Consider the following 13,054-nt stretch of genomic DNA (forward strand, 5'->3'; position numbering starts at 1 on the left):
CACTCCTAGTTCTCCGCATGGCTAAAAACGACAGCGCCGTTGTCCTTACGAACTTCAACGGACACGATTCCATCGTCACCCTTTCGGGTTTGGAACATGGAGGTTGCATGATCTTTCGCGGTCTTCTCGTCGTCGAAGATCACCTTGTCGACGATGCCCTGTCTTCCATACCAGATGACAGTGTAGACCATTGTTGCTGCCATGCTTTCCGCTAAGCATATAGGCGTTTTCGCATATGGGGCAAACGGGATAGGCGCTTCCGCGTATTTCAAACTGAGACACTACCGAGCGGGGTAAAGGGTTGCGCGAATGATGAATATGAGCAGCGCGCCGCCCCTCATCCGCCTGCCGGCACCTTCTCCCCGTATAGAGACGGGGCGAAGGAAAGCTCACCCAACCGTTTCTTAATGTGTCTCCGCTACACCCAACCCCTGTAAATTGGCGGAAAACGGAGAGTATCGGGTGCGCTTTTCCGCGGCGACGACAGCCGGGCGGTTCCTGCCGCAGCGCGTTGCGCTGCGCATAAGGCCGCTGCTTGGCCTGATCGATGCCGTCCTGTTCAGCGCCGGCGCGCGCGGCGAGGCCGGCCGCATGTCGCTGATCGCCTTTTCGGTCCGCATCGTCAGCGCCGTCATCGCCTTCGTCAGCCAGGTTTTGATGGCGCGCTGGATGGGGTCGTTCGAATACGGCATTTTCGTGCTCGTGTGGGTGACGATGGTCATCGTCGGCAATCTCGCCTGCCTCGGCTTCCACACCTCGATCATCCGCTTCATTCCCGAATATCGCGAGCGCGGCATGCTAGCCGAATTGCGCGGCATCGTGCGGGCCAGCCGGCTGTTCGTGCTGATTGCCTCGACGGTGATCGCCGGCCTCGGCGCGCTCGGCGTCTGGCTACTGTCGCCCTTTATCGAGAACTATTATGTCGTGCCGTTCATCCTCGGCATCATCTGCCTGCCGATGATCGCCATGTCCGACCTGCTGCAAGGGCTGGCGCGGGCCAATTCCTGGGCGCTGTTTGCGCTGTCGCCGACATTCCTGGTGCGGCCGCTGCTGATCCTGGCGTTCATGGCGCTGATGCTGCTGGCGGGCTATGCGCCGGACGCCAAGACCGCGATCTTCGCCGCGATCGCCGCCACCTACGCCACCACGCTCGGCCAGCTTATCGGCGTGACGTCGCGCATCGACAAAAGGATTCCGGCCGGGCCGATGAAATTGCATTTCGGCCAATGGTTCATCGTCTCGCTGCCGATCTTCCTGGTCGAGAGCTTCTTCTTCCTGCTCACCAATGCCGACGTGCTGATGGTCGGCGCCTATCTCGATCCCAACGACGTCGCCGTCTATTTCGCCACCGTCAAGACGCTGGCGCTGGTGCATTTCGTCTATTTCGCGGTCAAGGCCGGCGTCGCCCAGCGCTATGCGCAGTTCACCCATGGCGAGCCGCAAAAGCTCGCCGCCTTCGCCCGCGAAACCGTGTCGTGGACCTTCTGGCCGTCGCTGGCGATGGCGCTGCTGGTGCTGGCCCTGGGCGAGCCGATGCTGACCCTGTTCGGCCCGGAATTTTCCGCCGGCTATCCGCTGCTGTTCCTGCTGGTGTTCGGCGTCGTCGCGCGGGCCGCCGTCGGCCCTTGCGAAAGCCTGCTCACCATGAGCGGCAACCAGAACATCTGTGCCGCCGTCTATGCCATGACGCTGGCCTTCAACATCGCGCTTAGCGTCGTGCTGATCCCGCTCTTCGGTCTGTGGGGCGCGGCGATGGCCACCGTCTTCGCCATGATCTTCGAGGCCGGCGCGCTGTCCTTTACGGTCTGGCGCAAGCTCGGCATCGCCATGGTCATTTTCGTGCCCGCCAAAGGAGCCGCCTGATGGCTGCCGTCCCCTTGCTCGAGGAAACCAGCGGCGGCCCGGCCGGCGCCATGGTGTCCGGCCTTGCCGGGCTTGCCCGCGAAGCCGATCCCGCCCATGTCGAGATCCTCGCCAACAACCGGCCCGAGCGCAAGCTTGCCATCTATCCGGCCTCCGCCGGCTTCGACCTGGTCGAGGAGCTCGACTATCTCTGTACCCGCACGATCGAGTCCAACGTCTTCTTCAATCCGCGCTTCCTGGCGCCGGCCATGCCCAGGCTCGAGGACCGCGAGGTGCGGCTGGCCGTCATCCGGGACGGTGACCAGTATCGCAACCGGCTGCGCCTGCTGGTGCCGTTCTCGGTCGAGCGGCCGATGGTGCCGCTCGGCGTTCCCGTCATGCGCACCTGGTCGAGCCCGTTCGGCCCGATCGGCACGCCGCTGGTCGATCGCGACGATCCGATCGGCGTCATCGAGGATTTCTTCGCGATGCTGTCCAGGCCGCATCTCAAGCTGCCGAAGGTCTTCGTGCTGCCCGACATAAGGCTGGACGGCCCGGTGGCGAGCCTGCTCGCCAGCGTCGCCGAAACGCGCGGCCTGATGCTGGTCACCACCGGCAAGGCCGAGCGCCCGGTGCTCGAAAGCGCGCTCGACGGCGAGGAATATCTGAAGGCTTCGCTGCGCGCCCACCATTATCGCGAGTTCCGCCGCCTAAAGCGCCGCCTCGCCGACCTCGGCCGGCTGCAGCATGTCGTGGCGCGCGGGCCTGACGAGATCCGCCACGCCATCGAAAATTTCCTGACGCTGGAGGCTGCCGGCTGGAAAGGCCGCGAGCGCACCGCCATGGCCATCGACCGCTACCGCGCCGCCTTCGCCCGCGAAGCGGTGCACCGGCTGGCCGAGCAGGATCTCTGCCGCATCCATTCGCTGACGCTCGACGGCCGCACCGTCGCCTGCCTGATCGTCTTCGTCGAGGCCGGCGTCGCCTACACCTGGAAGACCGCCTATGACGAGACGCTCGCCGCCTATTCGCCGGGCACGCTGCTGATGATCGAGGTGACCAGGCAGCATCTCGACGACCCCAACATCATGATGACCGATTCCTGCGCGGTGCCCGACCATCCGGTGATGAGCCGGCTGTGGAGCGAACGCAAGCCGATGGGCACGCTGGTGATCGGGCTGACGCCGGACGCCGACCGCCCCGCCCGCCAGGCGGCGTCGCAGCTTCACCTCTACCGCGAAACCCGCAACATGGCGCGTCTGCTGCGCAACCGGATGAGGAGCCTGCTGCGCCGGCGCTAGTGCTTGGGGTCCAAAGTGGGCCCGACCGTCCGTCTCCGCACCGTCGGCCCGCTCGGGCCTAGGTCGTCAGGGTTAATTCTCCCGATCAGCGGAAAGGATTAGCATCGACGCAGTCCCAACCGGGATGAGGCGATCGATTACGGCCGCGCGTCCAGCATCACTGCCGCCTCGGTCCTGCACGGCCAGAAGAAAAAAATCTGGGAGGAATGCATGATGAAAACAACTCACCTCAGGCGTGTCGGTATCCTCACCTTGGCAGGTCTCGTTGGCGCGTGTCTGAACGCCGCCACTCCTCGGGCGGCCGAGCCCGACAAAGCCGAGATCGATGCCCTGCGTAAATCGCTGTCCAGGTATGAAGACTACAAGGTTGCCATTCGCGAGCTTTATCTATCAACGGTAGGATGCGTCTTCTACAGCGGCGAAAAGGTAGAGGGGGCGATGGACTACCCGAAGGGCGCGATGGGCATCCATTTCGTCAACGTCACGACTGTCGGCCCGACCGCGGATCCGACGCGCCCCAATGTGCTGATCTATGAGCCGGTCGGCGGCGAATTGCGCCTGGTCGGCGCGGAATGGCTCGTGCCCTTGACGCCGGACACAAAGGAGCCGCCGAAGCTCTTCGGCCAGACATTCCAGGGGCCGATGGAGGGGCATTATCCGCTCATCCCGAAGGAGTTCCACCACTACGACCTTCACGCCTGGCTGTTCAAGGACAACCCGCTCGGAATGTTCAGCCCGACGAACCCGGACGTGAAATGCGACAACTATCCGTTTCCGATGCCTGAGCAGCCGACCAAGATGGTGCCGGGGCCGATGTAATAGCGGCTCAGGGTACGATCCGTAGCTTGCGAGGAAAGGCAGCCGGACTTCAAAGGCGTTATCCCGGAGGACGCTCCTGGGATAACGTCCAACCAAAAGTCCGTGCCCGGAACTTCGGACTCGTTTTGCCGTTTTGGCAATCACACGACACTGCCGCGAATTCACAAAGGCGTTCCAAGGAGCCGACCGCGAAACGACGGAGGACCAAGTGAAAAGTCTGATCCAGACAGGATTGTCCGCAGCCGTTTCGGGTACGATCGTCAGCTTCGCCACGACAGCTGCGCTGGCCCTGCTTGCCAGGCGGGAAGGCAAAGGCGCCCTGCAGCCCACGAATGCGACCAGCCACTGGCTCTACGGCGAACAGGCCGCGTCGGTGCGGCGCGGTGACGTGGCGCACACGCTCGTCGGCTATGGCACGCATCACGCTTCCTCCATCTTCTGGGCATTCCTCTTCGAACTATGGCTCGCCTCGAGGCCGCCGCGTCCGTCGCTTCTGATATTTCGCGATGCGTTGGCGGCAGCGGCCATTGCCGCGGCAACAGATTATGGCTTCGTGCCGAAGCGGTTGACGCCAGGTTGGGAGACGGTGCTGCCGAAGCGATCTATCGCGGCGACTTTTGCGGTGATGGCGGTCGGTCTAGCGATGGGCGGCATGATCAACAAGGAATTGCGCCGGCAGCATTAGGGACAGGGATTTGAGACAGATGCTTCGCACGGCGCGTTCACATCATCGCGACGGGCGGATCGCCGCGCTCGTCCCATTCTGCGGCATCTCCACCTCATCGGGAACCTTTCTCAAGGGACAGGGTTCCGAATGTGCGGCGAAAGCGTGCTGCTCATTCCTGCTATCGCCAAGGAGATTCGACCATGAAGCTTCGCGAGTTGTTGGATCAAGTAAAGGACCTGCCGCCGGACACCTTGATCTGTGCCGCCGAAATCGATGAAGCCTTTGCAGTCAACGTTGTTGGCATCGAAGCTGTCGGGAGCGCCAGAATCCAAAGCCGCAAACCAGATGGCACCGAAGCTGTCGAACTCGCCAACGGGACCGAGAAAGTCATCGTGATCCGCTGGTGAAAACCGGGGAAGGTTGCGTTCAACAGCATGATGTTCGCCCCACTGTGGGGTGCTGAATTGCGAATGCTGGCAGCGTATCGATGGCGGCGGTCGCCTATGGCTTGGCGGGCATGGCTTGGACGAAAGCCGCCATTTGGCGTTCGAGCGCTTTGAACGCGCTGCCGCGCCAGCTCTCGGCCATGGATGCCGATTTTGGATCAGGGAAGATTTCCTCTTCCCCTCGCGCCATGCCGTCCAGGATGCCTTTCGCGACGCTCTCCGCGGAGCTCTTCGGTATATCGGCGTCTCTGCTCATGTCGGTGTCTATGGGACCGGACAGGACTGCATGAACACTCACGCCACGAGCGCCGGCGAGAGCACGCAGCGATTGCGTCATGGAAAACGCGGCGGCCTTCGACAGTGAGTAAGACGGAATAATCGGGAAGGAAACGAGAGCCGCTTCCGACAGGATGTTGACCACGGCGCCGCGCGAATGCGTGAGCAGCGGCAGGAATGCGTGGGTTACGCCATGCAAGCCGAGCAGGTTGACAGCGAGGTGTCGCTCGAGCGCAGCACGATCGCCAAGATCGTCGTAGAGCCCGATGCCGGCGTTGTTGATGAGGATATCGAGAGACCCGATCCGCTCGACAGCCGCCCCAATCTGCACCGCATCGGTCACGTCCAGGATCAGCGGCGTGACGCGCCGATCCACGTGGGCGAGCGGTTTGCGCGCGCCGGCATAGACGCGCTTGGCACCCCGCCTCAATATTTCCTCGACCAGCGCCTTGCCGAGGCCGCGATTGGCCCCGGTCACGAGAACGGCTTTGTTTGTGACTTCCATCGATTTCGGCACGGCGATCTCTCCTCCTCTTGCATGAATGCAAGCCATTCGTTCTTGCATCATGCAAGTAGGCTATGATTTTCTGTTCCCACGCTTGGACGCCGTCTCCCCCGTTGCATTGCTCCAGGGCAGCCGGCGCTATCGCCGGGCGAACCCTTGCAACTAGGACCCGACTTCCAATGTCGTGTAGGAGATCGGCGAAGGCCGCTCCAGGAAGGCGCCGGTTATGGCCGAAACGAAATTCTTCGCGTCCGCCGAGCGTAGAAAAGCGTCGCGCTCCTGCTTCGATGCCCAGCGCTCGACGCAGATGGTAACGTTGGGCTCGGCCTCCGAGCGAAAGACGCTATAGTCGATGCAACCGCTTTGCTTGCGGGCCGCCCCCGCCACGTCCCGCAGGGCATTCCGCACCTTGCTTTCGATGCCGGGCTTCGCCGCTGCCGTCGTCATGACGATCATCCCGGCGCCATCGCCTGCCGCCTTGCGCTCGGCGGTGCGGGTATCCTCGCTTTGCGGCACGACCGTTGGGTTGGCGTTGTCTTCGCCCTTGTTGGGTTGCCCCTTGCCCGTCGAAATCAGGTCGCGAAGACTCGCGACATAGAAGCGCCACGAGTCATGGCAGACATCGTAGCATTCTTCACTCGGCTTCAGCCCGACATGGGTGAAACGCAGCTCGGTCCCCTTTTCGGTCGGCGCGATCTCGAAGACCACGTCCGTGCCGGTCCACTCGGTCGCATCCTTGACGAAGTTGAAGTAGTTCAGAACGACGTGCCAGACGACCTTCTTGCCGGGCACAAGCTCCGTGACCTTGAACGTGCCGCGGTGGATATCCTTGAAATGATAGTAGAATATCGCACCGAGCTTGTTGGTATCGCCATCGATATCTTCGGACCACCAGGCGCGCGGATTGACAACCGCGGCAAAAACCGCTTCGGGGCTTTGCTTAACGACGAATGACGTCGTGTAATCTTCTTCCTTTTTCATAACATATCTCCTGTCTAGATCTGATTGGTTGATGGACACCCGAAATCTCGGGCGATGAAGTGGAGCGACGCTCTCTCGACCTCTGTCGCTTGCATCATGCAAGTACAATGCATACTTGCATGATGCAAGTCAATAGGGTATGTTCACACCATGCTTGGTCGTCTCTATGAAAAACAAAACTGCTCGGCCTCACGCGCCCTGGAACTGGTCGGCGAGCGCTGGAGCCTGTTGATCCTGCGCGACGCGATATTCGGCGGCTGCACGCGCTTTTCGCAATTCCAGAAGAGCCTGGGGATCGCCACCAACATCCTGGCCAAGCGCCTCGAGGATTTCGTCGAGGCCGGCCTGATGGACCGTCGCCCGGGTGCCGCCGGCGAGCAGGCCGACTACGTCCTGACCCGGAAGGGGCTGGAATTCAAAACGGTCATTATCGCGCTGACCGAGTGGGGCGACAAATGGGTGCGGCCCGGACCCATCGTCTACTGCGACCAATCCGACGGCAAGCCGGTCGAGGTGCAATTGCGTCGCGCCGGCAATGGCAAGCGGGCCGACTTCGCCGACGTCGTGGCGGCCCTGCGCTAGGCACGGCGGCGGCTCCGGCCCGCAGCACGATCCAAGACGAAGCTGTTTCGCATCGTGCCATAATGCCCGCATATCTCACCTCCCGAGGTTGCATCCGTGGGCCGGGTCTGGTGGGTAATTCGCGGGAGGAAAGATGTCCGTCGGGCAGCGATCGACTTTGCGGCAACGTCTTCTTGCGGGACCGCGGCACGCCTGATCGCGTGCGGTGAGGAACGCCAGATTGCGCTTGGGGCTGGTCCGCGCACCGTTCAGCGGAAGCTTGGGCAGCTTGCGGCAACAGGCAAGACGCAACCATTCGGTGGCCGTCGAGGGCGTCGTGGACGATCCCACCCACGCCATTAGGTTCAATAAGAAGTGGGTGGGAATTTAAAAAGTGGTGCCCCTAGCCAGGATCGAACCAGCACTCCTTGCGGAACTCGATTTTGAGCGACCGGATATGGCCTATCCTAACTTTATCCGGCGGTATCCAATTGTACGATAACCGATTGTAGCCACTAGCTTTTTCGGCCCGTCCAATCATCCATACCTAACCGGACATACGCCACGGTTTGATTTCTGGCTGCACCCATCCTGCACCTGAAATCAATGTCGGGTCTCTCCATTCGTTTGCCCTTCGATCTTCGATCCAAACCTGCCGATGTCAAAGCACACTTATTACCTGGGGTGGAAGCGCATCCTCGAACGGGCGGGCGTGCCACATACCGGCGGCGCCCGGCCCCTCAGACGCGACACGCGTTAGCTAGGACGCTCGTTGCTCTCGGTCGATTCCCGAAAGCCATGTCATTGGACCTAGCCGCAGCCTCGCTTCGATCGCCGTCGCGAAGCGACATGACATCGCTCTGGCCGACGCTGTCGGCAGGACGTCACGAAGCGGACGCGGCGATTTTGGGGCGTCCGAACTCGACGTCCCAGCTGCGCTCCTGGGGTGCGGCTTCGCCACTCAGGCCGAGTTTGGGGAAAAGCAATTCGGCGACGTTAAACGCCTCTTCCAGATGCGGATAGCCGGACGCGATGATGGTTTCGATGCCGATCGCCTGATACTCGCGAATGCGCGCGGCAACATTGTCGGGATTGCCGACCAAGGCCGTTCCCGCACCTCCGCGCACCAGCCCCGGTCCCGCCCATAGATTCGGGCCGACGACCAGCCGGTCGCGCCGGCCCTGATGGAGCGCCGACATGCGCTTTTGGCCAACGGATTCCGAGATGTGGACAAATCCCTTCTGGGCTTCGGCGATCAGGTCGTCGGTGACGTGGCTGATCAGCCGGTCGGCCGCCGCCCACGCCTCATCCTCCGTTTCGCGTACGATCAGATGAATGCGAAGGCCGAAGCGCATCATGCGGCCTTGCGCCGCTGCGGCTTCCCTGACGCGGGCGATCTTTTCGACAAGCTGGTCCACCGGTTCACCCCAGCTCAGATAGGTGTCCACGTGCTTGGCGGCGATCGCGATGCCGGCATCCGAAGAGCCTCCGAACCAGAGTGGCGGATGCGGCCGCTGAACCGGCGGGAAGGAAATGTCGGTGCCATGGGCGGAAAGATATTTGCCGTCGAAATCCGCCGGCTCACCCGAAAGGATTCGCCGCCAGATCGTCAGGAACTCGTCGGTCTGTGCATAGCGCTCGTCATGACTGAGCTTGTTGCCGTCGCCGGCGAGATCGGCCGGTTCGGCACCGGTGACGACATTGAGCAGGACGCGGCCACCGGAAATGCGGTCCAGAGTGGCCGCATGACGCGCAAACAGCGCCGGTGTTCCGCTGCCCGGCCGAAGTGCCACGAGGAACTTCAGCCGTTCGGTGAGCGGGATCAGCCCGGCCGCCACGATCCAGGCGTCTTCACAACGCGTTCCTGTCGGCAGGAGCACACCCTTGAAGCCAAGCCGGTCCGCAGTCTGGGCGATCTCCCTGAGATAGCCGAAGGTTGCCGGGCGGTGCCGCTCGTCCGTGCCGAGATACGGTCCGTCGCCATGGGTCGGCAGATACCAGTAGAGGTCGAGCGGACGGGTGTTGCTGGACATCGGATTGTTTCCTTCAGCGATTGCGGAATGTCTAGGCAAGCGTCAGATCTTGCCCTTCCAGGGGATGAGGCGATGCTCCAGCCAGCGCATGCCGCTGGTAAAGGCGAAGGCAAGGATGGCGATGACGATGAGGCCGACGAAGACGACGTCGGTGGCGAGGAAATTGGCCGCCGACATGATCATATAGCCAAGGCCCGACTGGGCCGCGATCAGCTCGGCCGCTACCAGCGTGGACAATCCGGCGCCGATGGCAATCTTCAGGCCGGTCATGATTTCCGGCAACGCGGACGGCAGGATGATGCTGGTGAAAAGTTGCAGCCGGCTCGCACCGAGCGACAGCGCGGCATTGATGCGTTCGGCCGGCACCGACCGGACGCCGGCCTGTGCGGCAAAACAGATCGGGGCGAAGGTCGACAGCGACAGGAGCACGATCTTGGAAGTTTCGCCGATGCCCAGCCAGATGATCAGCAGCGGCAGGTAGGCCAAAGGCGGCAGACCCCAGTAGAGATCGATCGGAACGCTGAAGATGCCCTTGACCCACCGATTGAGTCCCATCAGCAGGCCGAGCGGAATGCCCAGGAAAATGCCGACACCGAGCGCCGCGGCGATGCGGCCGAGGCTGGCCAGTGTGTGCTCGAGCAGCGTACCGTTGGCATAGCCATCGGCCCAGACGGCGCTGAACTGGGTCAGTACCTCGGCGGGCGACGGCAGGAACAGCGGCGACGCCCAGCCGAAGCGCGTGGCCAAAAACCACAAGGCGATGAGCGACGCCAGCGTGACCAGGCTGATGCCGAGCGTGCTTGTCGAAGCGGACCGGCGCGTCTTGGGAGACGGCGCGCGCTGAGCTATCGAAGACGAAAAAGAGGTTCCGGAATTGGCGGCGAGCGTCATTGCAAGGTTCCTGTGCGGGCGCCTTCCGGCTGGTGGATGAGCGAGCGGATTTCCTGCCGCAGTTCGATGAAACGCGGGTGGGACTGGATCGGCCCGATGTCGCCGCTCTCAGCGAAGTCGCGAACGAAGTCGGCGTCGAACCGGGCAACGATGCGGCCTGGTCGAGGCGACATCACAACGATGGTGGTGCCGAGCGTGAGGGCTTCCTCGATCGAATGGGTAATGAACAGGATCTGCTTGCCGGTCTTGGCCCAGACCGAGGCCAGAAGCTGCTGCATCGTCTCGCGCGTCAGGCTGTCGAGGGCGCCGAACGGCTCGTCCATCAGCAGGATCTTCGGATCGGTGGCCAGCGCCCGCGCGATGCCGACTCGCTGGCGCATGCCGCCGGACAGTTCATAGGGCGGCTTTTCGGCGAAATCGGCGAGCCCGACCAGTTCCAGCAGACGCCTCGATCGCTCATGGCGTTCGCCGCGCCGCACGCCCCGGTATTTCAGGCCGAGAGCGACATTGTCCAGCACATTGGCCCAGGGCAGCAAGGTATCTTTCTGGAAGACGACGCCACGATCGCCGCCGGGCGCGACAATTTCTTTTCCGTCCAGTGTGATCGTGCCTTCGGTGAGCGGCAGGAAGCCGGCGATCGCGTTGAGCAATGTCGACTTGCCGCATCCGGAAGCACCAACCGCGACAACGATGGAATCTGGAGCGATATCGAGCGAGACGTGATCAAGCGCGTGCACGTCCTGGCCATCCGAGGCCGGAAAGGTCACGCTGGCATCGCGGATTCGAAGCATGGTGGGCCTCCAAGCAGTCTGGCTGGCGAGAATTCCGCCAGCCGGAACCTGAATGTCGTCAGGTGATTTCTAGTTCGAGGCCTTGGCAGCGTCTGCGTATTCCGGATCGGCGAACGCGGTGTAGCTGTCCTTGATGGCGGTGATCTTGTGCTGGTCCTTCAGGAAGCCTGCGGTGTCCTTGAGGATTTTCGCAACGGCGCTCTTGTCGCCACCGCCCAGCCATTTGTCGGACACCTGCTCGTCGAGCGGCGGAACCACAGTCGTCTTCAACTGCTCCGAATTCTCGGCCGCCGTGCCGCCCTGCAGACCGGCGACCAGCTTGGCGCTCTCTGAGTCCGGTCCCCATGCGGCCGGGTTGCTCAGGTAGGCCGTGTTGTAGCCGTCGATCAGCCGGACATACTGGCCGAGGAAGTCGGGATTGGCCTTGGCGAAATCGCCGGTCACGACCAGCGCGCTGAAGGTCGGCGCGCCACGGTCGGCGACCTGGCCGGCTGTGAGCAGAACCTTGCCGTCCTTTTTGAGTTCAGAGAGTGCCGGATCCCAGACGAAGGCCCCGTCAATGTCGCCGCGCTTCCAGGCAGCAACGATTTCGGGCTGCGGAATGGCGATGACCTGGGTTTCCTTCTCCGAAATGCCTTCCTGCTTGAGGACGGCGAGAAGCTGGTAATGATCCGTCGATACCGGCGCGGCCGCGAGCTTCTTGCCCCGCAGGTCGGCCGGCGACTTGATATCGGGCCGCACCACCAGGGCTTCTCCGTCACGGGAGACCGAGGAGATGTAGAAGGCCTTCACGTCGATGCCCCTGCTGACGGCTGCGGCGAACGGGCTTGATCCGACATCGCCGATCTGGACGTCGCCGGATGCGATGGCAGCAAAGATGTCAGCACCGGAATTGAAGCGGCGGTATTCGATGTTCCAGCCGGTTTTCTTGGCAAGATCGCCGTTGGCAATGCCGAGATTGTAGGGATTGGCACCGGTCTGGTAGGCGATGACGACTTTCTTGTCGTCGGCATGCGCTGCAGCGGATGTGGCCGCTATGGCAAGCCCGATAAGGGCGGCGGAAATAAGCTTTCGCATGGAGCCTTAATCCTTTTGAACAGAGGGCAAACCCCTCGACTGCCCGCCCTATTCAAGAGCGTTGGATTAAAGTCCACTGATATTATAGACTTAGATAGCAATGGAATTCTTAAAATCAGCTCGCGCTTAAAAAAGAATTCGGATTTAGACGGCACGCTGTCGCCCGCGGGATTATTCAGGCGCAAAATGCGGAGTGCTTACGGGCCGCGCCTTGGCTATATATCGCCTATCAGGCACTTGCCTTGGCACTTTATCCGTCAGGCCGAAGCCGCCCGGACCGGTTGGCTCTTCGGCTGGCGCGGTGAAAGCAGGGCAACGAATTGATCCACGGCCTGCCCGGCCCGCGCCAGAACCAGCGAATCTACGAGCTTGCCGTCGGCAAAGTCGCTGTCACTGCCATAGACGGCGCTCGGCACCGTCAGGGCGGAGTAAAAGCCAAACAGCGGGCGAAGCTGATGTTCGACTACCAGCGCGTGGCGCTGGCCACCACCCGTCGCGCCGATCAGGACCGGCCGGTCGACGAGCGCCAGTGGATCGATGAGGTCGAACAGATGCTTGAACAGGCCAGCATAGGAGCCGTTGTAGACCGGCGTCGTGACGATCAGCGCGTCGGCCTGTTCGACCGCGGTTACCACATTCAGCGCCTCCGGCGCCAATTCCTTTCGCGTAAACGCAGCACCCAGACCACGGCCGGCATCGACAAGATCGAGGAAATTTACCGTGACAGACAATCTTTCGCGCAGCGCCTCGCCGAGATGATGCGCCAGCGTCCGCGACTTCGACGGCCTGTGGGTGTTGCCCGAAAGCACGACGATGTTCTGGCGCAGCCGTTCGACGTGGAAATTCATGGGCTCTCTCATCTGT

The 13,054-nt window shown here is 62.2% G+C and carries 14 protein-coding genes; 6 read left to right on the forward strand and 8 right to left on the reverse strand.

What is annotated here, in order from left to right:
- Positions 1-5: 5 nt before the first annotated feature.
- The gene (locus NKI58_RS00515; protein WP_031194557.1) at positions 6-191 is read right to left on the reverse strand and encodes a hypothetical protein; all 186 of its coding nucleotides are present in this window, start codon (positions 189-191) and stop codon (positions 6-8) included.
- Between the two features lie 271 nt (positions 192-462).
- Between NKI58_RS00515 and NKI58_RS00520 the strand changes: the two genes are divergently transcribed.
- The 5 genes from NKI58_RS00520 (at position 463) to NKI58_RS00540 (ending at position 5,036) form a co-directional block, all read left to right on the forward strand.
- Positions 463-1,863 carry a lipopolysaccharide biosynthesis protein gene (locus NKI58_RS00520; protein ID WP_352577177.1) on the forward strand — a complete coding sequence of 467 codons (1,401 nt, stop codon included), beginning with the start codon at positions 463-465 and terminating at the stop codon, positions 1,861-1,863.
- A complete protein-coding gene (locus NKI58_RS00525) occupies positions 1,863-3,143 on the forward strand; it encodes a GNAT family N-acetyltransferase (protein ID WP_352783438.1) in 1,281 nt (426 codons plus the stop codon). The genes NKI58_RS00520 and NKI58_RS00525 overlap by 1 nt, the downstream gene beginning before the upstream one ends.
- 213 nt (positions 3,144-3,356) lie before the next feature.
- On the forward strand, positions 3,357-3,962 hold the full coding sequence (locus tag NKI58_RS00530) for a hypothetical protein (RefSeq protein ID WP_502896889.1): 606 nt from the start codon (positions 3,357-3,359) through the stop codon (positions 3,960-3,962).
- Between the two features lie 208 nt (positions 3,963-4,170).
- Entirely contained in the window at positions 4,171-4,647 is a 477-nt protein-coding gene (locus tag NKI58_RS00535) for a hypothetical protein (RefSeq protein WP_352621674.1), read from the forward strand.
- Positions 4,648-4,829: 182 nt separating this feature from the next.
- Positions 4,830-5,036 carry a sugar phosphorylase gene (locus NKI58_RS00540; protein ID WP_352621672.1) on the forward strand — a complete coding sequence of 69 codons (207 nt, stop codon included), beginning with the start codon at positions 4,830-4,832 and terminating at the stop codon, positions 5,034-5,036.
- Positions 5,037-5,130: 94 nt separating this feature from the next.
- On the opposite strand, the gene NKI58_RS00545 is transcribed toward NKI58_RS00540, so the two are convergent.
- Positions 5,131-5,868, reverse strand: a complete 738-nt coding sequence (locus NKI58_RS00545; RefSeq protein WP_352853023.1) for an SDR family NAD(P)-dependent oxidoreductase — start codon at positions 5,866-5,868, stop codon at positions 5,131-5,133.
- Between the two features lie 150 nt (positions 5,869-6,018).
- Complete coding sequence (locus tag NKI58_RS00550; protein ID WP_352783431.1) at positions 6,019-6,837, reverse strand: antibiotic biosynthesis monooxygenase; 819 nt, start codon at positions 6,835-6,837, stop codon at positions 6,019-6,021.
- 150 nt (positions 6,838-6,987) lie between these two features.
- Between NKI58_RS00550 and NKI58_RS00555 the strand changes: the two genes are divergently transcribed.
- Positions 6,988-7,419, forward strand: coding sequence for a winged helix-turn-helix transcriptional regulator (locus NKI58_RS00555; protein WP_352456668.1), 432 nt, complete (start codon positions 6,988-6,990; stop codon positions 7,417-7,419).
- Between the two features lie 863 nt (positions 7,420-8,282).
- Here the strand turns inward: NKI58_RS00555 and ssuD are convergent.
- From ssuD to msuE, 5 genes are all read right to left on the reverse strand, one after another.
- Positions 8,283-9,431 (reverse strand): FMNH2-dependent alkanesulfonate monooxygenase, encoded by a 1,149-nt coding sequence (gene ssuD, locus NKI58_RS00560; RefSeq protein WP_352783428.1) that lies wholly within the window; start codon positions 9,429-9,431, stop codon positions 8,283-8,285.
- Positions 9,432-9,473: 42 nt separating this feature from the next.
- Complete coding sequence (locus NKI58_RS00565; protein WP_352542466.1) at positions 9,474-10,322, reverse strand: ABC transporter permease subunit; 849 nt, start codon at positions 10,320-10,322, stop codon at positions 9,474-9,476.
- Positions 10,319-11,113, reverse strand: coding sequence for a taurine ABC transporter ATP-binding protein (locus NKI58_RS00570; RefSeq protein ID WP_352471351.1), 795 nt, complete (start codon positions 11,111-11,113; stop codon positions 10,319-10,321). The genes NKI58_RS00565 and NKI58_RS00570 overlap by 4 nt, the downstream gene beginning before the upstream one ends.
- Positions 11,114-11,182: 69 nt before the next feature.
- The gene (gene tauA / locus NKI58_RS00575) at positions 11,183-12,190 is read right to left on the reverse strand and encodes a taurine ABC transporter substrate-binding protein (protein WP_352783425.1); all 1,008 of its coding nucleotides are present in this window, start codon (positions 12,188-12,190) and stop codon (positions 11,183-11,185) included.
- A gap of 257 nt (positions 12,191-12,447) precedes the next feature.
- Positions 12,448-13,038: an FMN reductase gene (msuE, locus tag NKI58_RS00580; protein WP_352783422.1), complete on the reverse strand. Its 591-nt coding sequence runs from the start codon at positions 13,036-13,038 to the stop codon at positions 12,448-12,450.
- Positions 13,039-13,054 lie beyond the last annotated feature (16 nt).

The sequence above is a fragment of the Mesorhizobium sp. M0522 genome (genome assembly GCF_040321085.1).
Lineage (GTDB): Bacteria > Pseudomonadota > Alphaproteobacteria > Rhizobiales > Rhizobiaceae > Mesorhizobium.